Origin of the sequence: Pseudomonas sp. A34-9 (assembly GCF_029543085.1) — a bacterium.
GTDB lineage: Bacteria > Pseudomonadota > Gammaproteobacteria > Pseudomonadales > Pseudomonadaceae > Aquipseudomonas.
The window spans coordinates 2,332,240-2,356,667 of record NZ_CP119967.1; the positions used below are offsets into that span (position 1 = coordinate 2,332,240).

A 24,428-nucleotide genomic window follows, 5' to 3' on the forward strand; every position below is an offset into this window, starting at 1 on the left:
GCAGTCACCCGGTAAAGTGCCGCTCCCCCCGTTTCGCCAGAGGCTCGCACCATGACCCAGACCCTAGATATTGCCGTGATCGGCGCCACCGGTACTGTCGGCGAAACCCTCGTACAGATTCTCGAAGAGCGCAGCTTCCCGGTCGGCAACCTGCACCTGCTGGCCAGCAGCGAATCTGCTGGCAGTTCGGTGCTGTTTCGCAACAAGAACGTACGCGTGCGTGAAGTCGACGAGTTCGACTTCAGCAAGGTCAAACTGGTGTTTTTTGCCGCCGGCCCGGCGATCACTCTGAGCTACGCCGCGCGTGCCCACGCCGCCGGTTGCTCGCTGATCGACCTGTCCGGCGCGCTGCCGGCCGATCAGGCGCCGCAAGTGGTGCCGGAAGCCAACGCCGCAGTACTCGCCAGTTTGAAAGCACCGTTCCAGGTCAGCAGCCCAAGCCCGTCGGCCGCCTCGCTCGCCGTGGTGCTGGCGCCGCTGCTTGAGCTGATCGATCTGCAATACGTGAATGTCACGGCCAATCTGGCCGTTTCCGCGCAGGGGCGTGAGGCCGTTGCCGAACTCGCGCGGCAAACCGCCGAGCTGCTGAACATGCGCCCGCTGGAACCGACCTTCTTTGATCGGCAGATGGCTTTCAACCTGCTGGCGCAGGTCGGCACGCCCGACGCACAGGGCCACACGCTGCTGGAAAAACGTCTGGTGCGTGAGTTGCGCCAGGTGCTGGCTTTGCCTTTATTAAAGATTTCCGCAACTTGCGTTCAAGCCCCGGTGTTTTTTGGCGATAGCTTTAGCGTGACCTTGCAGTCAAAGAGCGCCGTCGACCTGGTCAAGGTCAACGCTGTACTCGAAGATGCGCCGGGTATCGAACTGGTCGAGGCCGGTGATTACCCGACTGCAGTCGGTGACGCGGTAGGGCAGGACGTTGTCTATGTCGGTCGCGTGCGCAGCGGTGTCGACGACCCGGCGGAACTTAATCTGTGGCTGACGTCAGATAACGTACGCAAAGGCGCGGCCCTTAACGCTGTGCAGGTGGCTGAGTTGTTGATAAAAGACCTGCTGTAAAAGATACTTGGCAACAATTTGTCGACTGATTCTAGGTGAGCGCTATGCTTGCCCAGATTGCTCGATAACGTGTCACCCTCCGGGACATTCCGGGGCATCAAAGAAATGATCGCGCGCGACATCTGTCGTCGTCGCGCGCAATGCCTTACGGCAGCGGTATTCAACATCTTCTCGCTGGCCGAGGAACGTTCAAACAAAGGATGAGGCTATGGTTCAAGTTCGCAAACTGGTGTTAGCAATAGCGGCCGCCTCGGCGCTGTCCTCCGGTATGGCGCATGCCCTCGGGCTCGGGGAGCTGACCCTGAAGTCGACCCTGAACCAGCCGCTGGTGGCTGAAATCGAGCTGCTCGACGTCAAGGATCTCACCGCTGCCGAAGTGGTGCCGAGCCTGGCTTCACCCGAAGACTTTGCCAAGGCCGGTGTTGATCGCCAGGCCTTCCTCAATGATCTGACCTTCACCCCGGTGCTCAACGCCAGCGGCAAAAGCGTGCTGCGCGTGACCTCGAGCAAACCGCTGTCGGAACCGATGGTGAAATTCCTCGTCCAGGTGATGTGGCCGAACGGCCGTCTGCTGCGCGATTACAGCGTGCTGCTCGATCCATCGAAGTTCTCGCCGCAGACCGCTGATGCCGCCGCGCAACCGGCGCCGTCGCAGACCATCGCTGCGCCGACCACGGGCGCCACGCACCCGACGCAATACACCACCACGCCGCGCGATACTCTGTGGGAAATCGCCGCGAAGGCACGCAGCGGCGGCTCGGTGCAGCAGACCATGCTGGCCATTCAAGCGCTCAACCCGGATGCGTTCATTGGCGGCAACATCAACCGTCTGAAAACCGGCCAGGTGTTGCGTCTGCCGGATTCAGTGCAAAGCACCGCGCTGCCGCAATCGAAAGCGATTGCCGAAGTGGCGGCGCAAAACGAAGCCTGGCGTCAGGGCCGTCGTTACGTAGCCAAACCGGGCAGCGGCCAACAGCAGCTCGACGCGACCAATCGTGGACGCGGCAATACCGGTGCTGCACAGAACGCCCAGGACAATCTGAGTCTGGTCTCCGCCGAAAGCGCCAAGGCGCGCGGCAAAGGCCCGGCGGGTGATGCCAAAGCCTTGAGCAACAAACTTGCGGTCACTCAGGAAAGCCTCGACACGACCCGTCGTGATAACGAGGAGCTGAAAAGCCGCATGTCCGATCTGCAAAGTCAGTTGGACAAGCTGCAAAAACTGATCGAGCTAAAGAACAATCAGCTGGCGAAACTGCAGGCCGAAGGAGCGGGCGCCGCGCCGGCTGCCAATCCTGCTGCGCCGGCAGTGCCTGCAATCACTGCTGAACTGGCCGCCACGCCGCCAGCGACCCCGGCAGAAGCGGCGCCGACGCCAGAGTCTGCCATTGCGCCGCCGGCTGAAACGCCAGTTGAGCCGGTGGTCGCGCCCAAACCGCCCGTCGATGAAGAGAAAACCTTCAACGAGCTGCTGACCAATCCGATCCTGCTGGGTCTGATTGGTGGCGGTGCTGTGGTTCTGCTGCTCCTGCTGTTGCTGCTGGCCCGTCGCCGCAAGGCCCAGCAGGAAGCCGAGAAACATCTGCGCATGGCCCGTGCCCTGTCGGAAGAGCAAGAGTTCTCTGCCGAGCAGGATCTGCCGGAAAGCAGCTTCGAAGGTCTGGAAACCCCGGCGGCGAGCGTCAAGCTCAACACCCCGGCACCTGCACCTGCTCCGGCAGCGGTAGTGGCTCCGGTTGTCGCGCCGATCGTGATGGCTGAACCGATTGCCGCGCCTCTGGTGGCGCCGGCCGCCGAACGCTCCGACGATGTGCTCGACAAGGCGCAGTCGCACATCAACGCCGGTCGCCTGAATCAGGCTGCCGCGCTGCTGGAGGAGGGCGTCAGCCTCGAGCCACAGCGCAGTGATCTGCGTCTGAAGCTGATGGAAGTTTACGGTCAGCAGGGCGACCGCGATGCGTTCGTCGGTCAGGAGCGTCAACTGGTGGCCAATGGCAACAACTTCGCCAAGGTCGAAGAGCTGAAAAGCCGCTTCCCGGCCATGGCCGTGGTCGCTGCGGCGGGTCTGGCCGCTGCTGCCGTGGCTGCCGAACTGGACGCGCAGTACGTCAAGGATTTGCTCCTGGATGAGCCTGAAGCACCTGCGCCGGCACCGCTGGAAGACGATCTGGACAGCGCGTTTGATCTGAGCCTGGACGATCTCGACAACATCACGCCGGTAGAACCTGCGCCCGTGGTTGAGCCTGAAGCACCGGTCGAGCTGGACGAATTCCCGTCCGACGATGACCTGAGCTTCGAGTCGGTGCTGCAACAGCAGACAGAGATCAAAGAAAATCTCGATGATCTGTCGGACTTCGACCTCGATCTGGACCTGGGTGCCGAACCGGCTCCTGCGGTTGACTTGGCGGACGATGACTTCCTGCTGGATCTGGACGAAGGCGTGAAAGATCTGGCGCCGGCAGAACCACCGGTCGTGGCTGACGTGCCGCAGGATGATCTGGAGTTGCCGGCCGATTTCGACCTGTCGCTGGCAGACGAAATGGACAGTAACCCGGCGGCTGAGCCTGATGCATTTGCAGCCGAACTGGATGACGTCAATGCCGAGCTCGATCGCTTGTCGCAAAGCGTTGCCGAGCCGACCTTCACCGAAGCTGACGCGGCAATCGGTGGTGATCTGGGGGAAGATGATTTCGACTTCCTGGCTGGCACCGACGAGGCTGCCACCAAACTCGACCTGGCCCAGGCCTACATCGACATGGGCGACAGCGATGGTGCGCGCGACATCCTCAACGAAGTGTTGACCGAGGGTGACGAGAAGCAGCGTGGCGAAGCCAAAGACATGCTGTCGAGCCTGTAGTCATTCCGGCAGTAAACAAAAAACGGCAGCCCAGTGAGGCTGCCGTTTTTGTTTGTCTTTTTTGTATCAAAAGATTGTCCGATCGCGGCCCGAGCCTTCGGCAGCTCCTACATGAGATCGCGTTCCCCTGTAGGAACTGCCGAAGGCTGCGATCTTTTGATCTTGAAACTGGCATCCCCGGTCCACAGCCTTATAATGCCCGCCTTTGCACAAACAGCAGGCTGTCCCACCTTGGCAAACATAGATAACCCGGTCGCCGAAATGGCCCCTGACGGCTTTTACCGCGTCGCGTTGGGCGTTGAGTACAAAGGCTCGCGCTACAGCGGCTGGCAGCGTCAGTTGACGGGTGTGGCGACGGTACAGGAAGAGCTCGAAAAAGCCCTGTCGAAAGTCGCCAACTCACCGGTGTCGCTACAGTGCGCCGGTCGCACTGACGCGGGCGTGCATGCCTGCGGACAAGTGGTGCACTTTGATACGACGGTCGATCGTTCGCTGAAAGCCTGGGTGATGGGCGCCAACATCAATCTGCCCCATGACATTAGCGTCAGCTGGGCGCGGGTGATGCCGGCGCATTTTCATGCGCGGTTCAAAGCCATTGCCCGGCGTTATCGCTACGTGATCTACAACGATCAGATCCGCCCGGCACATCTCAACGAAGAAATCACCTGGAACCATCGTCCGCTGGATGTCGAGCGCATGGCCGAGGCCGCGCAGTACCTGATCGGTACTCACGATTTCAGCGCGTTCCGCGCCGGCCAGTGCCAGGCCAAGTCGCCGATCAAGAAGATGCATCACCTGCGCGTGACCCGTCACGGCAAGATGATCGTGCTCGACATCCGCGCCAATGCCTTCCTGCATCACATGGTGCGCAACATTGCCGGCGTATTGATGACCATCGGTGCGGGTGAGCGTCCGGTCGAGTGGATGAAGGAAGTCCTCGAAAGCCGCGAGCGCCGCTCCGGTGGGGTGACCGCGCATCCGTACGGCTTGTATCTGGTGCAGGTCGAGTACCACGACGAATTTCCGTTGCCCGAGCGTTTTATCGGGCCACATTTCCTTACGGGTTTCTCCGAACTTGACGGCTGACGCCCTCGAACGCTTTTGTTACCATCCGGGACTTTCCCGGATTTTGCCTTGGAGTTTTTCTCGACATGTCAGCCGTTCGCAGCAAGATCTGCGGGATTACCCGCATGGAAGATGCGCTGGCCGCCGTCGAGGCCGGGGCGGATGCGATCGGGTTTGTGTTCTATGCCAAGAGTCCGCGTGCGGTAACCGTGCAGCAGGCGCGGGCGATTATCAAAGCGTTGCCACCGTTTGTGACGACCGTGGGCCTGTTCGTCAACGCCAGCCGCTGCGAGTTGGGGGAAATCCTCGATGCCGTGCCGCTGGATCTGCTGCAGTTCCATGGCGACGAAGCCGCTGAAGATTGTGAAGGCTGGCATCGTCCGTATATCAAGGCGTTGCGGGTCAAGGCCGGTGATGACATTGCGGCAGCGGTCGATGCCTACCCGAGCGCCAGTGGCGTGCTGCTCGACACCTACGTTGAAGGCGTGCCCGGCGGAACCGGTGAGGCTTTTGACTGGTCATTGATTCCGCAAGGTTTGAGCAAGCCGTTGATTCTGGCCGGTGGTTTGACCCCGGAGAACGTTGCAGACGCGGTGGCTCGGGTGAAACCGTACGCGGTAGATGTCAGCGGTGGGGTAGAGGCGAGCAAGGGCATCAAGGATCACGCAAAGATTCACGCGTTCATCAACGCGGTACGCAAAGCGCCATATTGATGTGACGGCTGGCAGTCTGCCGCCGTCCATCAATGCACTTGCACAAAGCAGGCGCGGCTGAGGGTTTCTGGAGGGCACGCAGGTCATGTTTCGCGCTGACCGTGGTCACCCAGCCACCATCGCCACACACATGAATTTAGCTGAAGGGCATACGCGGGGCTGCGAACCAGAGCGTTCGGGCCGCCGGTACTGGAGAAAGAAAGCATGAGCAACTGGCTAGTAGACAAACTGATCCCTTCGATCATGCGTTCCGAGGTCAAAAAGAGCTCGGTGCCTGAAGGTCTGTGGCACAAATGCCCGTCCTGCGAGGCCGTGCTGTACCGTCCCGAGCTGGAAAAAACCCTGGACGTTTGCCCTAAGTGCAACCATCACATGCGTATCGGCGCACGTGCGCGCATCGACATCTTTCTCGATGCCGAAGGTCGCAACGAACTGGGCGCTGATCTGGAACCGGTTGACCGACTGAAATTCCGCGACGGCAAGAAGTACAAGGATCGCCTGACCGCTGCACAGAAGCAGACCGGCGAAAAAGATGCGCTGATCTCCGTCAGCGGCACCTTGCTGGGCATGCCAGTGGTGGTCTCGGCCTTTGAATTCGCCTTCATGGGCGGTTCCATGGGCGCCATCGTCGGTGAGCGCTTCGTGCGCGCCGCCAACTACGCGCTGGAAAACCGCTGCCCGATGATCTGCTTCGCCGCTTCCGGCGGTGCACGCATGCAGGAAGCGTTGATCTCGCTGATGCAAATGGCCAAGACTTCGGCGGTGCTGGCGCGTCTGCGTGAAGAAGGCATTCCGTTCATCTCCGTACTGACCGACCCGGTCTACGGTGGTGTTTCGGCGAGTCTGGCGATGCTCGGTGACGTGATCGTCGGTGAGCCGAAAGCCCTGATCGGCTTCGCCGGTCCGCGCGTTATTGAACAAACCGTGCGTGAAAAACTGCCGGAAGGCTTCCAGCGCAGCGAATTCCTGCTGGAGCACGGTGCGATCGACATGATCATCCACCGTCAGGAACTGCGCCCGCGTCTGGGTAACCTGCTGGCACAGATGACTGGCAAGCCGACGCCGAAATTCGTCGCCGCGCCAATCGAGCCGATCGTGGTTCCTCCGGTACCTGCTGGCCTATGACCGAGCGCACCCTTGGCGAATGGCTCGCCTACCTTGAGCAGTTGCATCCGTCGGCCATTGACATGGGCCTGGAGCGTTCACAACAGGTAGCGTCCCGCATGGGGCTGGGCCAGCCGGCGCCTCGGGTGATCACGGTCACCGGCACCAACGGCAAGGGGTCGACCTGCGCTTTCGTGGCTTCATTGCTGCGCGCGCAGGGCCTGAGCGTTGGTGTCTACAATTCCCCGCACCTGCTGCGTTATAACGAGCGGGTGCAACTCAATGGCGTCGAAGCCACCGACGCGCAGCTGTGCGAAGCCTTCGCTGCGGTCGAGGCGGGGCGCGGCGACACTTCCCTGACTTACTTCGAAATGGGCACCCTCGCGGCGTTCTGGCTGTTTCAGCAGGCCGGGCTTGATGCTGTGGTGCTGGAAGTCGGCCTGGGCGGGCGTCTGGATACGGTCAATGTGGTTGACGCCGATATCGCGCTGGTCACCAGCATTGGCGTCGATCATGCCGACTATCTGGGCGACACCCGTGAGTCTGTGGCTTTCGAGAAGGCCGGCATTTTCCGTCAGGGCAAACCTGCCTTGTGCGGCGATCTGAATCCTCCGCAACCATTGCTGGACAAGGCGCGTGAGCTGGCCTGTCCGTTTTTCTTGCGTGGGCGTGACTTCGACCTCGGCATCACAGATCAGCACTGGCAATGGCGCGGCACTGATGCGCAGGGGCATGTGGTTGAGCTGCGTGACTTGCCGCTGCTTGATCTGCCGATGGAAAACGCCGCACTGGCGCTGCAGGCGTATCTGTTGCTCGGTTTGCCGTGGGATTCGCAACTGATTGTGGCGGCGTTGCAGGCGACTCGCGTGGTCGGTCGGCTGGATCGCCGCTCATTCGAGTGGAACGGCAAGCGTCTGAATCTGTTGCTGGATGTTGGACACAATCCGCATGCCGCCGAGTATCTGGCCCGTCGTCTGGCCTCGCGGCCACCGGTCGGCAAGCGACTGGCGGTGTTCGGTCTGCTGTCGGACAAGGATCTGGATGGTGTTGTTGGCGAATTGAATGCTAGTGTCGAGCATTGGGCGGTAGCGCCGCTGGATTCACCGCGTGCTCGCCCGGTGAGTGAGTTGCATGCGGCCCTGCAGAACCTTGGCGCGTCCGTCACGTCTTACGACAGTGTCGCTGCCGCGCTGGAAGGGCAGTGCGCGGTAGCCACCAGCGACGACGAGATTCTGTTGTTCGGATCATTTTATTGTGTCGCCGAGGCCCTTGAATGGCTGGCCCGGCGCTCCACGGAGGAAGCGGCAAATGGCTTTGCTGGATAAAGCTTACAAGCAGCGCATGGTTGGCGCTTTGGTGCTGGTTGCGCTGGCGGTGATCTTTCTGCCGATGCTGTTTTCCCGTCAGGATGAGCAGCGTCAGGTAACGGTCGAAGCACCCGCCGCGCCGCAAGCGCCTGCCGTGGCACAAGTGCAGATGGAAACGGTGGCCGTTCCCGAGCCGCAAGCCTTGCCGCAAGAGCCGGTGCCGACTGACGAAGAAGTCGCAGAAGACACGGCGCCTGCTACACCGGTTGCGCCAGCACCGGCACCGACGGCGCCCATTTTGATCGCCAAGCCGGCCGCGCCGCCTGCGGTGGCCAAGCCGATTCCGGCACCTGCCCAGCCGATCACTTCGGCGTCGAGCAAGCCGGACACCACGCAAAGTCGCGTCGATGCCAACGGCCTGTCGGTGAGCTGGTCGGTGCAACTGGCCAGTCTGTCGAGCCGCGCCAGTGCCGAAAGCCTGCAAAAAACCCTGCGCAGTCAGGGCTATAACGCCTACATCCGCTCGGCCGATGGCAAGAATCGGGTGTTTGTCGGCCCGCTGATCGAGCGTGCCGAGGCTGATCGTCTGCGTGATCTGTTGGGGCGTCAGCAGAACCTCAAGGGTTTTGTCGTGCGTTTCCAGCCTGAGCGCGGCTAAAAACTATCACCTCGATTGAAATGCACTGACAATCGCAGCTTACCGAGAGGCATGCGCTCTGCTAAAATGCGCCGCCTTATCCGTCTGTAGGCTGCACTGTGCCATTTACCTGGGTTGACTGGGCGATCGTTGCAATCATCGCCATCTCCGCTTTGATCAGTTTGAGCCGCGGCTTCGTCAAGGAAGCATTATCGCTGGTGACCTGGATCATCGCAGGAGTCGTCGCCTGGATGTTCGGTGGCTCATTGTCCGAGTACCTCGCCGGATACATCGAAACCCCATCGGCTCGCGTGATCGCGGGCTGTGCCATCATGTTTGTCGCCACGCTGATCGTGGGCGCAATGATCAATTATCTTATCGGCGAGTTGGTTCGCGTCACCGGGTTGTCCGGGACCGACCGATTCCTCGGCATGGCCTTCGGCGCAGCGCGTGGCGTGTTGCTGGTGGTCGTGGCGGTCGGGCTGTTGAGCCTGGGGCCGGTACAGCAGGACGGGTGGTGGAAAGAATCACAGCTCGTGCCAAAGTTTCTATTGGTCGCCGACTGGTCCAAAAACCTGATCCTCGGGTGGAGCAGTCAGTGGCTTGCCAGCGGAATCAGCGTACCCGCTGATATTCCGTTCAAGGAGCAACTCTTGCCGTCGGCGAAAACGCCTCAGTGAGTGTTGTTCAGTTCAGATCCATTAAGTAGGGGTTGCGTCGCATGTGTGGCATCGTCGGTATCGTCGGTAAGTCGAACGTCAATCAGGCGCTGTATGACGCGCTAACCGTGCTCCAGCACCGCGGCCAGGACGCTGCCGGTATCGTGACCAGCCATGATGGCCGGTTGTTCCTGCGCAAGGACAATGGCCTGGTGCGTGACGTGTTTCAACAACGTCACATGCAGCGTCTGGTCGGCCACATGGGTATCGGTCATGTCCGTTACCCGACCGCGGGCAGTTCGACTTCGGCCGAAGCCCAGCCGTTTTACGTCAACTCGCCTTACGGCATCACCCTGGCGCACAACGGTAACCTGACCAACGTTGAACAGTTGGCCAAAGAGATCTACGAATCCGACCTGCGTCACGTCAACACCAGTTCCGACTCGGAAGTGCTGCTCAACGTGTTCGCCCATGAGCTGGCCCAGCGCGGCAAGCTGCAACCGACCGAAGAAGACGTGTTTGCTGCCGTGACCGACGTGCACAACCGTTGCGTCGGTGGTTACGCCGTCGTGGCGATGGTTACCGGTTATGGCATCGTCGGCTTCCGCGACCCGCACGGCATCCGTCCGATCGTTTTCGGCCAGCGTCACACCGACGAAGGCGTCGAGTACATGATCGCGTCCGAAAGCGTTTCGCTGGACGTGCTCGGTTTCACCCTGATTCGCGACCTGGCACCGGGCGAAGCGGTCTACATCACTGAGGACGGCAAGCTGCACACCCGTCAGTGCGCGACCAACCCGTCCCTGACCCCGTGCATTTTCGAACACGTCTACCTGGCGCGTCCGGATTCGATCATCGATGGCGTGTCGGTCTACAAGGCCCGTCTGCGCATGGGTGAGAAGCTCGCCGAGAAGATCCTGCGCGAGCGTCCAGAGCACGACATCGACGTGGTTATCCCGATTCCGGACACCAGCCGTACGGCGGCACTGGAACTGGCCAACCACCTGGGCGTGAAATTCCGCGAAGGTTTCGTCAAGAACCGTTACATCGGCCGTACCTTCATCATGCCGGGCCAGGCCGCACGCAAGAAGTCGGTGCGCCAGAAGCTCAACGCCATCGAGCTGGAATTCCGCGGCAAGAACGTGATGCTGGTCGACGACTCGATCGTGCGCGGTACCACGTGCAAGCAGATCATCCAGATGGCCCGCGAAGCCGGCGCGAAAAACGTCTACTTCTGCTCGGCCGCTCCGGCGGTACGCTTTCCGAACGTCTACGGCATCGACATGCCAAGCGCGCACGAACTGATCGCACACAATCGTTCGACTCAGGACGTGGCGGATCTGATCGGTGCTGACTGGTTGATCTATCAGGATCTGCCTGACTTGATCGAAGCGGTCGGCGGCGGCAAGATCAAGATCGAGAACTTCGATTGCGCAGTGTTCGACGGCAAGTACGTCACCGGCGACGTCGACGAGGCGTACCTGAACAAGATCGAACAGGCGCGTAACGACTCCTCGAAGATCAAGACCCAGGCGGTCAGTGCGATCATCGATCTGTACAACAACTGAGTTTCTACCGGCCCTGAGGGGCCGGTTTTGTATCTGACTTTCAATTTTCACGAACAGGGCAAGGAGTGACAGCATGAGTCAGGAATGGGATGCCGGTCGGCTGGACAGCGACCTTGAAGGCGTAGCGTTCGATACCCTGGCCGTACGTGCCGGTCAGCACCGTACGCCGGAAGGTGAGCACGGTGATCCGATGTTCTTCACCTCCAGCTACGTGTTCCGTACTGCCGCCGACGCGGCCGCACGGTTTGCTGGCGAAGTGCCGGGCAACGTTTACTCGCGTTACACCAACCCGACTGTGCGCGCGTTTGAAGAGCGCATCGCTGCGCTGGAAGGCGCCGAGCAAGCCGTTGCCACCGCAACTGGCATGGCCGCGATCATGGCGGTAGTGATGAGCCTGTGCAGTGCCGGCGATCACGTGCTGGTTTCGCGCAGCGTATTCGGCTCGACCATCAGCCTGTTCGAGAAGTACTTCAAGCGTTTCGGTGTGGAAGTCGATTACGTGCCTTTGGCCGATCTGTCGGCTTGGGATGCGGCGATCAAGTCCAACACCAGACTGCTCTTTGTCGAGTCGCCTTCCAATCCGCTGGCCGAGCTGGTCGATATCACCGCACTGGCTGAAATCGCACACGCCAAAGGCGCGATGCTGGTGGTCGATAACTGCTTCTGTACGCCTGCCTTGCAGCAGCCGCTGAAAATGGGTGCTGACATCGTTGTGCACTCGGCAACCAAGTTCATCGACGGCCAGGGTCGTTGCATGGGCGGCGTGGTTGCCGGTCGCAGCGAGCAGATGAAAGAAATCGTCGGCTTCCTGCGCACCGCCGGGCCGACCCTGAGCCCGTTCAACGCGTGGATCTTCCTCAAAGGTCTGGAAACCCTGAACCTGCGGATGAAGGCGCACTGTGCCAACGCCCAGGAACTGGCCGAATGGCTGGAGCAGCAGGATGGTATCGAGAAAGTCCATTACGCCGGTCTCAAGAGCCATCCGCAGCACGAGTTGGCCCAGCGTCAACAGAAGGGCTTCGGTGCGGTGGTGAGTTTTGAGGTCAAGGGCGGCAAAGAGGGCGCGTGGCGCTTCATCGATGCCACTCGCCTGATTTCGATCACGGCCAACCTCGGCGACAGCAAAACCACGATTACCCACCCAAGCACCACCTCTCACGGCCGTCTGGCGCCGCAAGAGCGTGAAGCGGCGGGCATCCGTGACAGCCTTATCCGCATTGCGGTCGGTCTGGAAGACGTGGCCGACCTGCAAGCCGACCTGGCGCGCGGCCTGGCGGCGTTGTGATCGAGTTGTCCACTCCGACAGCGGGTACCCATGGCCGTGTTGCATTGGTCACGGGGGCCGCGCGTGGCATCGGTCTGGGGATTGCGGCGTGGTTGATCAGCGAAGGCTGGCAAGTGGTGCTGACCGATCTGGATCGTGCGCGCGGTTCGAAAGTGGCGAAGGTGCTGGGCGAAAATGCCTGGTTCATCGCTATGGACGTTGCTGATGAGGCTCAGGTTGCGCTGGGTGTCGCTGAGGTGTTGGGGCAGTTTGGTCGTCTCGATGCACTGGTGTGCAACGCGGCGGTCGCTGACCCGCACAACATCACGCTCGAAAGTCTCGACCTGGCTTACTGGAATCGCGTGCTGGCGGTAAACCTCAGCGGGCCGATGTTGCTGGCCAAGCACTGTGCGCCGTATCTGCGCGCGCACAATGGTTCGATCGTCAATCTGGCCTCTACGCGTGCGCGACAGTCGGAGGCGGACTCCGAGGCGTATGCGGCGAGCAAGGGCGGTTTGTTGGCGCTGACGCATGCGCTGGCAATCAGTCTGGGGCCGGAGATTCGCGTCAACGCCGTCAGTCCGGGCTGGATCGATGCGCGTGATCCTTCTGCACGTCGAGCGGAGCCTCTGGCGGATGCCGATCATGCTCAGCATCCGGCGGGCAGGGTAGGGACGGTCGAGGACGTAGCGGCGATGGTCGCCTGGCTGCTTTCGAGGAATGCCGGGTTTGTCACCGGGCAGGAATTCGTCGTCGATGGCGGGATGACCAAGAAGATGATTTACGAGCAGTGAGTGCCAGCTGCAAGCGTCGAGCTGCAAGTTGAAGCGAGATCGCGGTGTGTGCTTTGGATGTTTATGCTTTTGCTTGCAGCTTGAGACTTGCCGCTAAAAACTGTTTTTGAAAAAAACTTCAATCCTGCTATTGACTTAGGTCCGCTACCTGCGTAAATTTCGCGGCCTCGGAGATGCAAACGGGTGATTAGCTCAGCTGGGAGAGCGTCTGCCTTACAAGCAGAATGTCGGCGGTTCGATCCCGTCATCACCCACCACTCCCGAGATACTTGCGTAAGCAAGAGCGTAGGCTGAAAGTGCCTGCACCGACGCGCAGCGGTAGTTCAGTCGGTTAGAATACCGGCCTGTCACGCCGGGGGTCGCGGGTTCGAGTCCCGTCCGCTGCGCCATATTTTACGAGTCAGACATGTCTGGTTCGTGATTGCAAAGCACCGAAGCTTGCAGTCAACACGAGTTACTTGAGCGCAAGCTCAAAGCGATACGCAGCGGTAGTTCAGTCGGTTAGAATACCGGCCTGTCACGCCGGGGGTCGCGGGTTCGAGTCCCGTCCGCTGCGCCATATCTGCTTCAAGGACCACTGAACGCCTTGAAGCACCGAAGTCAGCCTCGCTGAGTCGGATCCGATAGCAAAGACCCTGGTCGAAAGACCGGGGTTTTTTGTGTCTGAAATTTGACCTCCGATCCCATCACGTAACCCGGCTCCCTGTAGGAGCTGCGGCACGCTGCGATCTTTTGATCTTGATTGAAAAAAGCAGGATCAAAAGATCGCAGCCTCGTTTCACTCGTCAGCTCCTACATGAGTATGGCGTGGGGCAATTGGACTCATGCGGTCCCACGTCGCATTGATTTTCTGATCCTTTAGTCAAATTTTTGTAACTGGTTGTTTGCTGCGAGCGCAGAAACCTTTAAAGTTAACCTTTCGGTCAGCTTTGCACTGTCATCATGCCCTTCGTTTAGCCAAGAAGGGCTTCTGCAAGACTCGAGATTCCCCAGTAGATAACCAGAAGGGCGGACGTATAACCGCCCAGAGGATGATCCATGTCCAACCGTGAAATATCCCGGCGCTCGTTCCTCCAGGGCGGGCTGGTGGCGGGTGTGAGCGTCACGCTCACGCCGCTCAGCAGTCAGGCGCTGGCTGCCTTGATGGAAAACACTGTCACCGTGCCTTCCGAGAAGTGGCTCGGTAACAACGGCAAGGCGCGTCAGCGTAACGATGCACTGTCCAAGGTCTGCGGCAGCAAAGTCTTTGCTCGCGACATCCGTTCCAAGGACATGCCGGGCTGGCCTGAGCAGCAAGGCCATGCCATGTTGCTGAAAACCATCAAGGCTGACCGCATCTACGCCGGCTACGACCTGTCGTGGCTTGGCGCCGATTTGCAGCCGGACCGCATCGTCACCGCCGCCGACCTGGACAAGGACGGCATCGTCTTCCCGGAAGAGCATGCGCCGGATCCGCTGCTGCCAGAAGGCAAGGTGCCGATGTTCATCGGTCACCCGGTGGCGATCCTGATCTGGAACGATTTCGAGCGTTTCCGCCAGGCCAAGAACAAACTCAAATTCAATGACAAAGCGATTCGTTACGGTGCCCAAGTGCCGTTCTACGAAGGCGATCCGTACGGTAGTTTCCGCTATGTACGTGTGGGCGGCCCGACCTCGGCCGACGAAGACGAATTCGCCAGCCTCAAGGACTCGATCCTGTTCCCGATGCTGAAGAACCGTCGTCCGGTATGGAATTCCCAGCCGAACCTGCACGGCAACCTCACCGAGCGTGGCCTGTTCTACGCCGACCGCATGAAGAAAGAGATCGATACCCCGCCGGACAACTGGCTGGTGTTCGACGAGCGCTACAAAACCCCGTCGATCGAGCCGGCCGCCATGGAGCCGGACAACGGCAACGGCTGGTACGATCCGAAAACCAAGACCCTGCACTTCGTGGTAGCTACTCAGTGCCCGCTGGAAGCTGCGACCGAGACCGCGAAAATGATCGCGCCGTCGCGTTTCGGCCTGGCCAACCTGAACATGCACCCGGGTTACACCGTCGGTTACGGTTCCAAAGACCACAACATCTTCGTCTACTACGCTGCCCTCGCGGCGCTGTATGGCGCGGGTGTGCCGATCCGTTTGGCCAACGACCGCTACGAGCAGTTCCAGAGCGGCATCAAGCGCCACCCGTTCGACATCCGCTACCAATTGGCCGTGGACAAGAACGACTACAGCTTCAAGATTTTCCGTGCCGAAATGAGCGTCGACGGTGGTGGCCGGATCAACTACAGCCCGTCGGTAGCGGCCGTTGGCGCCACGGCGGCGCAGTCGATCTACTACATGCCGCAGAACGACCTGCAAGTCACCGCTTACCACTCGCGTGGTGTTGAGGCCGGTTCGATGCGCGGTTACGGAACCCTGCAAAGCATGGCGTCGACCGAAATGATGGTCGATGAAATCGCCAATCGCCTCGGTGTCGATGCCATCGACCTGCGTCGCAAGAACGCCCTGCGTTCCGGTATGAAAAACACTCAGGGCGCGATTCCGGCCGGTGCTTTGCGCCTGCACGAAATTCTCGACAAGGCATCGGTGCACGAAGTCTGGAAAAACCGCGACGCAATCAAGAAACAACGCGAAGCCGCAGACCCGGACAACTGGTACGGCGTGGGTTTCGCCATTTGCCAGAAAGACTTCGGCACCGGTTCGGAAGCGCCGATGGCCAGCATCGAATTCACTGCCGACGGTCGTATTACCCTGCGACATATCGGTATCGAAATCGGTACCGGCATGTCCACCTCGCAAGCCCTGGTTGTTGCCGATTTCCTCGGCAGCCCGGCGCACGAAGTGAAGACTGGCGAAACCGAATGGAAGGAAATGCAGCTGATCACCAGCGGCAACCCTTACATCATGAGCCAGGCCGAGCAGGACAATCTGCTGCGCAACCCGCGTTGGGTCGGCAAATTGGCCTCGGCGTCGTCGGCGACCAACTCGGCTTACTACTTCAGTCACGCCACCCGTGAAGCCGCGCGCGTGCTGTTCAACAACGGGTTGTGGCCGGCGGCCATGGAAATCTGGCGTCAAGGTCCTTATGGCGGTCAAGCCAACCCTTACGTTGTACGTCGCGAAGATGCGCACTGGGTCGACGGCAAACTGACTGCCAACGGCATGCAACCACTGAGCTTCGAAGAGCTGGCCAAACACGCTCACGAGCGTGGTCTGGTGACCGGCGCCACCGTTCACGCGTTCAACCGCTGGAGCTGGGCGGAGGCTGAGTACAGCATCGACGGCGTGCGCGAACGCCTGCCGCTCGACGGTCTGGCGGTGAAATATGGCGATGGCGCGCCGAAGGCGAAGAAAGCGTTGATGAGCACGGCGGGTTTCCACCTGTTGGATCGCCAGAACATCAATTACCCGGTTGTGCAGTTGAACAACGCTGCCGTGACCTACTACAGCCCGGTCGCCACGCTGGTCGAGCTGAAGGTCAACAAGGGTTCTGCCGAAGTCGAAGTGCTCAACCACCATTCGTGGGTCGAGTGCGGTCGTGTGTTGGTCGAAGAATTGGTCAAGGGCCAGCTCGAAGGCGGTATCGCCATGGGCATCGGCCACGCCTTGATGGAAGAGATGCCGCTGTATGAAGGCGGGCCGGGGGAGGGTGACTGGAACTTCAACCGTTACCGTCTGCCGATGGCGCGTCACGTTGCCGTGTGGAAACAGACGTCGGAGATTCTCCCGGCGCTGTCGCCAAGCGATCCGTCCAAAGGCATCGCTGAAGTGGTGATGATCCCGATCGTCGGGGCCATTGGTAACGCCGTGGCGCATGCCATCGGTAAACGTGTTCGCGATCTGCCAATCACTGCTGCGCGCATCAAGGAGGCCCTCAATGGCTAACCGTCCGTTTCAACTGACCCTCAATGGTCAATCCGTCGGCCCGGTGGACATCCCTGATGACCTGCCGATGATCGACTACCTGCACGAATACAAAAACCTCACCGGCTCGCGACTGGGCTGCGGCCAGGGCATCTGCCACGCCTGCGTGGTGATCGTCGACAACCCGGACGGCACTAGCGAAGAAGTGCGCACCTGCATCACCGGCGCGCATTACTTCGAGGGCAAGAAAGTCCGCACCATCGAAGCGCATGCCAAGCGCGACGAGTCGGGCCAGGTCACTGAGTTGAACCCGATCCAGCAGCGCTTCGTTGACGAGTTCGCCTTCCAGTGCAGCTACTGCGCGCCGGGCTTCGTCAACGCTGCAACCGTGCTGGTGGAAAAGCTGCAGCGTCAGCCGACCGTGCAGAGCAAGCTCGAACAAGTCATCGAGGACAGCCTCGGCCATCACGTCTGCCGTTGCACCGGGTACGTGCGTTATTACAACGCCACTCGCAACGTGCTGACCGATCTCGGCCTGGTCAAAGAGGGTTAAACATGAAGCTTTTTCTGACCCGCCTGACCCTGGCGGTCGGCCTCGCGGCGCCGGTGGTGTTTGCCCACGCCGATGATCAGGTCAAGCGCGGCGAGTATCTCGCTCGCGCCGCTGACTGCATGGCTTGCCATACCGCTCCGGGTGGCGCGCCATTTGCTGGTGGACTGCCGATCGTCTCGCCGTTCGGTACGATCTACGGCACCAATATCACGCCGAGCAAAGAACACGGCATCGGTTTGTACAACGATGACGAGTTTTTCGCTGCGCTGACCGAAGGCAAGCGTCGTGACGGCGCGAACCTCTATCCGGCGATGCCGTACACCTCCTATCACCTGATGCCGCGTGAGGATTCGGATGCGATCCATGCGTACCTGAAAACCATCGAGCCGATCGAGCGCGCAGCACCGGTCACCAGCCTGAGCTTCCCGTTCAACGTGCGTCCGGGCCTGATCGGCTGGAACATGATGTACGGCAAAGCGCTGAAGCTGGAGCCGGCAGAAGGCAAAAGTGAAGCCTGGAAGCGCGGCCAGTACATGGTTGAAGTGCTCGGTCACTGCGGCGAATGCCACACGCCACGTGGCCTGCCGGGTGCGATGCAGCTGGACAAGCGACTGACCGGCGGCATCCTCAATGGTTATCTGGCGCCGAGCCTGCTGGCCACTGATCTGGCCGCTCGCGGCTGGAACGAGCAGGATCTGGGCACGTTCCTCAAACACGGCATGAGTGCGCAGGGGACGATGTTCAATGAGATGTTCCCGGTGTTCCACAACAGCACGCAAGGCCTGAACGATACCGATCTGGCGGCGATGGCGACGTTCCTGCTCGGCGATAAACCGCCGGCAGCCAAGGCCCTCGTTGAAGTGCCAGTCGAGAAACTCAGCGCCAGCGCCCAGCGCGGCCAGCAGGAATACCTGAACGTCTGCGCCGGTTGCCATGCGGTCGGTGGTGAAGGCAAGCCGCACATCGCGGTGGCCATGCGCGGCAATACCACGCTGCGCCTGGAAGACCCACGCAACCTGTTGCGCGTGATCGAGGATGGTATTGGCGAACAGAAGTTCTCCGGGTTCGAGCACATGCAACCGATGCCGGGTTTCGCTGACAAGCTCAGTCCTGAACAGCTGACCGATCTGCTCAACTACCTGCGTCAAGGGTGGGGCGGGCAGTCCGCCGAGTTGGCAGTGAGCGAAGTGCAAAAGCTGAAAGACGACGCACCGTCCATCGAGCACAAGGCCCACTGATATGCAGCATCTCGATCTACAAGTGGTGCGCCGGGCGCTGGAGTGGTCGGTGGCGGGGCAGCGCATCTGGCTCTGCACCGTGCTGACGACTTACGGTTCGGCACCGCGTGCGCCGGGTTCGCTGCTGGCAGTGAATGATGGCGGACAGTGGATCGGCTCACTGTCGGGTGGTTGCGTCGAGGAAGATTTCCTTGAGCGCGTCGCCGAAGGCGCTTTTCTCGATGCGGTCAACGTCGTGCGTTACGGCGAAGGCGACGATCCGCGTTCGCGGGTCAGCCTGCCCTGTGGTGGCATTCTCGATGTACTGGTAGAGAAATTTGACGCCGGCTGCGAAGTGCAGGCGCATCTGCGTGAATTGGAGTCGGCGCTACTTGGGCTGCGCCGCTTGATTCGTGAGGTCGATCTGGCCAGCGGTGCGCGCAGTCTGTTCGCTGATCGCGAGCAGGGCGCACGGATCGAGCGCGAGATTGATCGAGTGCGGATTCGCGTTGGTGCGGCGCAGCGCTTGTTGCTCGCCGGTTATTCCAGCGTGGCGCAGGCGTGCGCCGAGTTTGCCGTCGGCCTCGGCTTTGAGGTGATTCTCTGTGATCCGCGCGATGAAGTGCTCGAAGGCGTGGTGCTGGATGGCGTGGAGATTCGTCGGCAATTGCCGTCGGTGTTCATTGCTGATGGTGGTAGCCATCGCGATACGGCGGTCGTGGCGCTGACCCACGATCCGCGTATCGACGATCTGGCGATGATGGAAGCGGTGCGCACTGAAGCGTTCTACATCGGCGTGATGGGATCGCAGCAGACGTCGCAGAAGCGCTTCGAGCGTTTACGTCGGATTGGCGGCTTGGGTGAGGCTGAGCTGGCGCGGATTCATGCGCCGATCGGTCTTAACCTCGGCAGCAAGACGCCGGCGGAGATTGCCTTGGCGGTGCTGGCCGATATTCTGCGGATCCGTAGCGGGATTGCTCGGGATCAGCTCTGAGTGCTGTGTTTAATAAAAAGGGCCGCTATCAGCGGCCCTTTTTTTACATCCCGAATTTATCGCGCAGTCCGTAATACCATGCGCCCAGTGCAGCAAACGGCGTACGCAGCATCTGCCCGCCCGGGAACGGGTAGTGCGGCAAATCCGCAAACGCATCAAAGCGCTCAGCCTGACCGCGTAAAGCTTCAGCCAATACTTTGCCCGCCAGGTGCGTGTACGTCACACCGTGGCCGCTGCAACCCTGCGAGTAATAGATGTTGTCGCCCAGGCGCCCAACTTGTGGCAGGCGCGACAAGGTCAGCAGGAAATTTCCGGTCCAGGCGTAATCAATCTTCACATCCTTGAGCTGCGGAAAGGCCTTGAGCATTTTCGGACGGATGATCGCCTCGATGTTCGCTGGATCCCGTGCGCCATACACAACGCCTCCACCGAAAATCAGACGCTTGTCGCCCGTCAGGCGGTAGTAGTCGAGCAGGTAGTTACAGTCTTCCACACAGTAATCCTGCGGCAACAATGCTTTCGCCAGCTCGTCACCCAGTGGCTCGGTGGTGATCACCTGGGTGCCGCACGGCATCGATTTGGCTGCCAGTTCCGGTACCAGATTGCCGAGGTAGGCATTGCCCGCAACGATGATGAACTTGGCCCTGACCTTGCCTTGCGGCGTATGCACAACAGGGTTGGCGCCGCGCTCGATGCGCACGGCGGGTGACTGTTCATAGATAGTACCGCCGAGGGATTCGACCGCCGCCGCTTCGCCGAGCGCGAGGTTCAGCGGATGGATGTGGCCGCCGCTCATGTCGAGCATGCCACCGACGTATTGATCGCATGCCACCACTTCGCGGATGCGGCGTTGATCGAGCAGTTCGAGTTGTGTATGGCCGAAACGCTCCCAAAGGCGCTTCTGCGATTCGAGGTGGCCCATCTGCTTGGCCGTCAGCGCGGCGAACACGCCGCCGTCCTTCAGGTCGCACTGGATGTTGTACCTGGCCACACGCTCGCGAATGATCCGGCCGCCTTCGAACGCCATCTGACCCAGCAATTGCGCTTGCTTGGGGCCGACGCTGCGCTCGATCACGTCGATATCACGGCTATAACTATTAACGATCTGCCCGCCATTACGCCCGGAGGCACCGAAACCGACCTTGGCTGCTTCCAATACGGTGACGCGGAAACCGTTTTCCAGCAGGAACAGCGCCGAGGACAGTCCGGTATACCCGGCGCCGATCACACAGACGTCCGTCTCCACATCATCCTGCAAGGCAGGGCGGGGCGGTACGGCGTTGGCGGACGCAGCGTAATAAGACTCTGGGTAAGGGGTGTTCGCCATCCTGCAGCCTCTGTTTAATATATTTTACGAGTGCGTCGATCCTACCCGAGTTGAAAAACCTCCGCCAGCCACCGGAAAATCTTCGTCGACGACCCGAAATTAAATATTTTGCATATTCATAGGGTTAGGTGAAAAAAAGGTGTTGACACCCCTCCGGAATTCCGTAGAATGCCGCCTCACAGCAGGCACGTAGCTCAGTTGGTTAGAGCACCACCTTGACATGGTGGGGGTCGTTGGTTCGAGTCCAATCGCGCCTACCAAACAAAATCCGCTCTGCTGGGCGGTCTAGAAGGGCTCACCGAAAGGTGGGCCCTTTTTTGTTGTCTGCGATTTGCAAAACTTTTGCAAAACTTTTGCAAAACCCCCACCTTCACTTCGCGCTTAATCGATCTCAGGGCATTTGAAATTCCATGAGTAGACCTTCATGGTTTTGATGTCTTCGCCCACGGTTCCTATCCATGAGGGTAGAAATGCTGATGCGATTCTTGCTGGGGCAGTTCTTGCGAATTTATCGTTAGGGCGTTGTAGCGAGGGTTGCTGACAGACTTCATCGTTTTATGGCTCTTGCTGATTTGCGTGCGAATGGTTCTGTCGGGTGCTAGTCATGTCAACCAGGCAGCACAGGTCAGCGAAAGGATTCACCGTTCGTCGCCAGTTGCCCTTAAAAAAGTGTGGATATTGAATAGGTTACGATTGTTACTAACCAACCAGTTATCAAAAAAACGTTGTTACTGTTGGTGGAATTAAGTAACATCCGTCCCGCGTTCACCACCACGGTTTATGCATTTTTAAATCCCAAGCTTCCATCAGCTGCTTGGGATTTTTTTTGCCTGCGATTTGGCATCTGCAAATTCTCCTCGCAATGCCTTATCGCGCCCGGCGATTGCGCCGCAAGCAAATCCCTGCTTTTTCGACTACTACTGACTGGCCGATTTTCAACTCTTTGCGATGAGGGTGTATCGATGCTGGTTCACTGGTTTCTTGCAGCTATTCATCTATTGGCTTTTGCCTTGGGCTTTTGGGCGGTTCTGACGCGAGGGACGGCATTTAGTCGCCTCGCTGCCGGTTCAGGCGAGGCCAGGCGCGTTTTGCTGGCCGATAACCTCTGGGGTATTTCTGCGCTGATTCTGCTGGTGACAGGCGGGATGCGGGCTTTTGGCGGGTTCGAAAAAGGCACTGACTATTATCTTCACCAGCCACTGTTTCATCTGAAGATGACCCTGTTTGTGCTGATTCTGATTGTAGAACTCGCCCCGATGATCACGTTGATCAAGTGGCGGATTGCATCCGCGCGCGGCACGGTACTCGATACCGGGCGCGCAAAGTTATACGCGCGAATCAGTCATGTCGAGGCATTGCTGCTGGTGCTGATGGTTATCGCAGCCACAGGCATGGCGCGGGGAGTGACATTCGGTTAGGAGGGCAAATTCTCTGCGCTCTATCGGAAACGTCCGACAGCCAGCCTGGGGGATGGCAGGTAGTATCGGGCGGCAAGGCAATAGAAGGGGGAAGTACAATCGGCTTGTCGTGTCAGGCGCCGTGCCCAGCAGAGTGGGGAGCGGATGGCAATACGGCGCGTGAATCTCTAGCCAGTCATTCCACAAGGTAAACGGACTGGCTACTGCTGCGAGGCGGCTCAGGGAGTTTGTGGCTTGTCCGGGGCGGTCAGGCCAGCCTGAATGCGCTGGTAAATCTCTTCACGGTGCACGGCAACGTTTTTCGGAGCGTTGATACCAATGCGGACCTGTTGGCCGCTAACGCCCAGAATGGTGATGGTGATGTCATCACCAATATTTATGCTTTCACCGACTTTGCGGGTGAGTATCAGCATGGTCTTCTCCTTGATTGCTTTGTAGGGCACCTGATTCAGACAGTGCAGAGGTCGGTGGTACGTATAGATTAGTGCGAAGTCTCACGGTTTGGGTGCCTCTTTCTGACGCGCAGAAGCGGCATTAATTCCCAGGGCGTAACTATACAGAGGCAGCAAGCATCAATCTCGTTGTTTTGTGCCCATTTTGCAGGGCTCGCGAAGTATTTTTGAATGATAAGATCGCGGCTTTGAGAATTTCGAGGAAAGCGTTGTGCGCAAATTGGTTTGGGTAGTCGCGGCACTGGTGTTGGCAGGGTGTGGTGAAGGCAAGAATGTAGACGCACCAAAACCACAATCGGCTGCACTGACGGCGCCGGCGGCGGCCGCTGCACCACAATGGGATCTCGAAGTGCGCGGCGAAACGCCACAAGCTGTCAGCGACTTGAGTGGCTGGTTGATCGAACACGCCTTCGTACCTACGGTGATCAAGGATAGCAGCGGCAAAACGCGGATTCTGATTGGCCCGTTCAACTCCCAGGCAGAAGCAGAAGCTCGCAAGGTGCAAGTGGACGCGGCGTTGGTGAAGGCCAAGAAACAGAATGTTGAATCGGTGTTGGTCGAGCATCCGCTCACGCCGTAAATGCCCAGTCGGCGGAATCTCCTAAAGGCGCTCAAACGTGACTCGTTCCTATTGAAGTCACTGATGATTTCCAGAAGGAGTTCCCCATGGCCTCCGCCAATCCTTACAAGTTGTTCGATGTAACCTTGCATCGAAAAACGCAGTTGAGCCCGCACATGATGCGGATCACGTTCGTGGGTCCTCTCGTCAACGAGATGGCCACCTGGGCGCCGGATCAGCGGGTGAAGCTGTTTTTCCCTGCGGCCAATGGTTCGCCCGCAAAACTCTCTCAAGAGGATGGCTGGTACGCTCGGTTTCGCGCCATGCTGGCAGACCATCGTCCCGCCATCCGCACCTACACCATCCGGCATTTGCGCGTGGAACAAGGTGAAGTCGATATTGATTTTGTCCTGCACGGTGATACCGGTCCGGCGTCCCGTTGGGCGCTGCATTCGCAACCGGGCGATTCGATGCAGATCCTTGCGCCCGATCGCCATTTCTCGGCGAAGGAGGCTGGCGGTTTCGAGTGGAAGCCGCCACAGGCGCTCAAGCAGGTTTTACTCGTTGCAGATTCGACGGCGTTGCCAGCAGCCATGGGCATTCTGGATGAGCTGGCGCTGCTCGCCGAGCCTCCGCAAGTCCAGGCATTTTTCGAAGTGGACAGCGTTCAGGACATGCTTGCCGTTCCTGATTGGCCGGTGCTGTCGGTGCATTGGTTGATCCGGGATCAGGCAGGCGAAACCGTTGCCGGAGCTCTTATGGTGGACGCGGTGAGGGCGGCTACTCTGCCAGTTCATATTTCTTCAGTCGGGCAGGCAGTCGAGCTGGCCGACGTCGATATAGAAAAGGAACTTCCTTGGGAAGTCGCCGATGCCGCCATTGAAGGGTTTTACGGCTGGATCGCCGGAGAGTCCGCGGCGGTGATGAGTTTGCGCAGATACCTGATCAAAGAGTGTGGCATCCCTCGTGAGTCGCTGAATTTGATGGGCTACTGGCGACACAACAAACCGGCCAATTAGCCATCAATCAAAA

Annotated in this window: 20 protein-coding genes and 4 tRNA genes; 22 read left to right on the top strand and 2 right to left on the bottom strand. The window is 59.6% G+C overall.

The genetic code is table 11. The features are described 5' to 3' along the window. Nucleotides 1-51 precede the first annotated feature (51 nt). The 18 genes from P3G59_RS10300 to P3G59_RS10385 all read left to right on the top strand — a co-directional run bounded on the left by P3G59_RS10300 (nt 52) and on the right by P3G59_RS10385 (nt 19,640). Complete coding sequence (locus P3G59_RS10300) at nt 52-1,062, top strand: aspartate-semialdehyde dehydrogenase (RefSeq protein ID WP_277761434.1); 1,011 nt, start codon at nt 52-54, stop codon at nt 1,060-1,062. 208 nt (nt 1,063-1,270) lie between these two features. Further along, nucleotides 1,271-3,916, top strand: a complete 2,646-nt coding sequence (locus tag P3G59_RS10305; RefSeq protein ID WP_277761435.1) for a FimV/HubP family polar landmark protein — start codon at nt 1,271-1,273, stop codon at nt 3,914-3,916. 261 nt (nt 3,917-4,177) lie between these two features. Then, on the top strand, nt 4,178-5,002 hold the full coding sequence (truA, locus tag P3G59_RS10310; protein WP_034152768.1) for a tRNA pseudouridine(38-40) synthase TruA: 825 nt from the start codon (nt 4,178-4,180) through the stop codon (nt 5,000-5,002). Nucleotides 5,003-5,067: 65 nt separating this feature from the next. Beyond that, nucleotides 5,068-5,694 (top strand): phosphoribosylanthranilate isomerase, encoded by a 627-nt coding sequence (locus P3G59_RS10315; protein WP_277761436.1) that lies wholly within the window; start codon nt 5,068-5,070, stop codon nt 5,692-5,694. A gap of 204 nt (nt 5,695-5,898) precedes the next feature. Then, the gene (gene accD, locus P3G59_RS10320; protein ID WP_007913458.1) at nt 5,899-6,819 is read left to right on the top strand and encodes an acetyl-CoA carboxylase, carboxyltransferase subunit beta; all 921 of its coding nucleotides are present in this window, start codon (nt 5,899-5,901) and stop codon (nt 6,817-6,819) included. Next, nucleotides 6,816-8,123 (top strand): bifunctional tetrahydrofolate synthase/dihydrofolate synthase, encoded by a 1,308-nt coding sequence (folC, locus tag P3G59_RS10325; protein WP_277761437.1) that lies wholly within the window; start codon nt 6,816-6,818, stop codon nt 8,121-8,123. Before accD ends, folC begins: the two co-directional genes overlap by 4 nt. Then, the gene (locus tag P3G59_RS10330) at nt 8,107-8,763 is read left to right on the top strand and encodes an SPOR domain-containing protein (RefSeq protein WP_277761438.1); all 657 of its coding nucleotides are present in this window, start codon (nt 8,107-8,109) and stop codon (nt 8,761-8,763) included. Before folC ends, P3G59_RS10330 begins: the two co-directional genes overlap by 17 nt. Before the next feature lie 98 nt (nt 8,764-8,861). Next, nucleotides 8,862-9,422 (top strand): CvpA family protein, encoded by a 561-nt coding sequence (locus P3G59_RS10335; RefSeq protein ID WP_007913461.1) that lies wholly within the window; start codon nt 8,862-8,864, stop codon nt 9,420-9,422. Nucleotides 9,423-9,463: 41 nt separating this feature from the next. Beyond that, nucleotides 9,464-10,969 carry an amidophosphoribosyltransferase gene (purF, locus tag P3G59_RS10340; RefSeq protein ID WP_007913462.1) on the top strand — a complete coding sequence of 502 codons (1,506 nt, stop codon included), beginning with the start codon at nt 9,464-9,466 and terminating at the stop codon, nt 10,967-10,969. A gap of 73 nt (nt 10,970-11,042) precedes the next feature. Beyond that, a complete protein-coding gene (locus P3G59_RS10345; RefSeq protein ID WP_277761439.1) occupies nt 11,043-12,254 on the top strand; it encodes an O-succinylhomoserine sulfhydrylase in 1,212 nt (403 codons plus the stop codon). Continuing rightward, nucleotides 12,251-13,027: an SDR family oxidoreductase gene (locus P3G59_RS10350; protein WP_122592463.1), complete on the top strand. Its 777-nt coding sequence runs from the start codon at nt 12,251-12,253 to the stop codon at nt 13,025-13,027. The genes P3G59_RS10345 and P3G59_RS10350 overlap by 4 nt, the downstream gene beginning before the upstream one ends. A gap of 181 nt (nt 13,028-13,208) precedes the next feature. Next, nucleotides 13,209-13,284, top strand: a tRNA-Val gene (locus P3G59_RS10355). A 55-nt stretch (nt 13,285-13,339) separates the two neighbouring features. After that, a tRNA-Asp gene (locus P3G59_RS10360) sits at nt 13,340-13,416 on the top strand. Between the two features lie 93 nt (nt 13,417-13,509). Then, a tRNA-Asp gene (locus P3G59_RS10365) sits at nt 13,510-13,586 on the top strand. 479 nt (nt 13,587-14,065) lie between these two features. Next, nucleotides 14,066-16,897, top strand: a complete 2,832-nt coding sequence (locus P3G59_RS10370; RefSeq protein WP_277761440.1) for a xanthine dehydrogenase family protein molybdopterin-binding subunit — start codon at nt 14,066-14,068, stop codon at nt 16,895-16,897. Next, nucleotides 16,890-17,429 (top strand): (2Fe-2S)-binding protein, encoded by a 540-nt coding sequence (locus tag P3G59_RS10375; RefSeq protein WP_277761441.1) that lies wholly within the window; start codon nt 16,890-16,892, stop codon nt 17,427-17,429. Before P3G59_RS10370 ends, P3G59_RS10375 begins: the two co-directional genes overlap by 8 nt. A 2-nt stretch (nt 17,430-17,431) precedes the next feature. Beyond that, nucleotides 17,432-18,667, top strand: a complete 1,236-nt coding sequence (locus P3G59_RS10380; protein ID WP_277761442.1) for a cytochrome c — start codon at nt 17,432-17,434, stop codon at nt 18,665-18,667. A 1-nt stretch (nt 18,668) separates the two neighbouring features. Then, nucleotides 18,669-19,640 carry an XdhC family protein gene (locus tag P3G59_RS10385; RefSeq protein ID WP_277761443.1) on the top strand — a complete coding sequence of 324 codons (972 nt, stop codon included), beginning with the start codon at nt 18,669-18,671 and terminating at the stop codon, nt 19,638-19,640. 43 nt (nt 19,641-19,683) lie between these two features. Here P3G59_RS10385 and P3G59_RS10390 read toward each other — a convergent pair whose 3' ends face one another. Continuing rightward, entirely contained in the window at nt 19,684-20,967 is a 1,284-nt protein-coding gene (locus P3G59_RS10390) for an FAD-binding oxidoreductase (protein WP_277761444.1), read from the bottom strand. 183 nt (nt 20,968-21,150) lie between these two features. On the opposite strand from P3G59_RS10390, the gene P3G59_RS10395 reads away from it, so the two are divergent. Together P3G59_RS10395 and P3G59_RS10400 are read left to right on the top strand one after the other, a co-directional pair. Then, nucleotides 21,151-21,227, top strand: a tRNA-Val gene (locus P3G59_RS10395). Between the two features lie 702 nt (nt 21,228-21,929). After that, the gene (locus P3G59_RS10400) at nt 21,930-22,385 is read left to right on the top strand and encodes a DUF2214 family protein (protein ID WP_277762131.1); all 456 of its coding nucleotides are present in this window, start codon (nt 21,930-21,932) and stop codon (nt 22,383-22,385) included. Nucleotides 22,386-22,603: 218 nt separating this feature from the next. Here P3G59_RS10400 and csrA read toward each other — a convergent pair whose 3' ends face one another. Further along, on the bottom strand, nt 22,604-22,798 hold the full coding sequence (csrA, locus tag P3G59_RS10405; RefSeq protein ID WP_003179932.1) for a carbon storage regulator CsrA: 195 nt from the start codon (nt 22,796-22,798) through the stop codon (nt 22,604-22,606). A 250-nt stretch (nt 22,799-23,048) separates the two neighbouring features. Between csrA and P3G59_RS10410 the strand changes: the two genes are divergently transcribed. Both P3G59_RS10410 and P3G59_RS10415 read left to right on the top strand, forming a co-directional pair. Then, entirely contained in the window at nt 23,049-23,417 is a 369-nt protein-coding gene (locus tag P3G59_RS10410) for an SPOR domain-containing protein (RefSeq protein ID WP_277761445.1), read from the top strand. Nucleotides 23,418-23,503: 86 nt separating this feature from the next. After that, nucleotides 23,504-24,415: a siderophore-interacting protein gene (locus tag P3G59_RS10415; RefSeq protein WP_277761446.1), complete on the top strand. Its 912-nt coding sequence runs from the start codon at nt 23,504-23,506 to the stop codon at nt 24,413-24,415. Nucleotides 24,416-24,428: the final 13 nt, after the last annotated feature.

Coding starts and splice junctions, on each gene's coding strand:
- P3G59_RS10300 (WP_277761434.1), top strand. CDS start 52: ATGACCCAGACCCTAGATATTGCCGTGATCGGCGCCACCGGTACTGTC.
- P3G59_RS10305 (WP_277761435.1), top strand. CDS start 1,271: ATGGTTCAAGTTCGCAAACTGGTGTTAGCAATAGCGGCCGCCTCGGCG.
- truA (WP_034152768.1), top strand. CDS start 4,178: ATGGCCCCTGACGGCTTTTACCGCGTCGCGTTGGGCGTTGAGTACAAA.
- P3G59_RS10315 (WP_277761436.1), top strand. CDS start 5,068: ATGTCAGCCGTTCGCAGCAAGATCTGCGGGATTACCCGCATGGAAGAT.
- accD (WP_007913458.1), top strand. CDS start 5,899: ATGAGCAACTGGCTAGTAGACAAACTGATCCCTTCGATCATGCGTTCC.
- folC (WP_277761437.1), top strand. CDS start 6,816: ATGACCGAGCGCACCCTTGGCGAATGGCTCGCCTACCTTGAGCAGTTG.
- P3G59_RS10330 (WP_277761438.1), top strand. CDS start 8,107: ATGGCTTTGCTGGATAAAGCTTACAAGCAGCGCATGGTTGGCGCTTTG.
- purF (WP_007913462.1), top strand. CDS start 9,464: ATGTGTGGCATCGTCGGTATCGTCGGTAAGTCGAACGTCAATCAGGCG.
- P3G59_RS10345 (WP_277761439.1), top strand. CDS start 11,043: ATGAGTCAGGAATGGGATGCCGGTCGGCTGGACAGCGACCTTGAAGGC.
- P3G59_RS10370 (WP_277761440.1), top strand. CDS start 14,066: ATGTCCAACCGTGAAATATCCCGGCGCTCGTTCCTCCAGGGCGGGCTG.
- P3G59_RS10375 (WP_277761441.1), top strand. CDS start 16,890: ATGGCTAACCGTCCGTTTCAACTGACCCTCAATGGTCAATCCGTCGGC.
- P3G59_RS10380 (WP_277761442.1), top strand. CDS start 17,432: ATGAAGCTTTTTCTGACCCGCCTGACCCTGGCGGTCGGCCTCGCGGCG.
- P3G59_RS10385 (WP_277761443.1), top strand. CDS start 18,669: ATGCAGCATCTCGATCTACAAGTGGTGCGCCGGGCGCTGGAGTGGTCG.
- P3G59_RS10390 (WP_277761444.1), bottom strand. CDS start 20,967: ATGGCGAACACCCCTTACCCAGAGTCTTATTACGCTGCGTCCGCCAAC.
- P3G59_RS10400 (WP_277762131.1), top strand. CDS start 21,930: ATGCTGGTTCACTGGTTTCTTGCAGCTATTCATCTATTGGCTTTTGCC.
- csrA (WP_003179932.1), bottom strand. CDS start 22,798: ATGCTGATACTCACCCGCAAAGTCGGTGAAAGCATAAATATTGGTGAT.
- P3G59_RS10415 (WP_277761446.1), top strand. CDS start 23,504: ATGGCCTCCGCCAATCCTTACAAGTTGTTCGATGTAACCTTGCATCGA.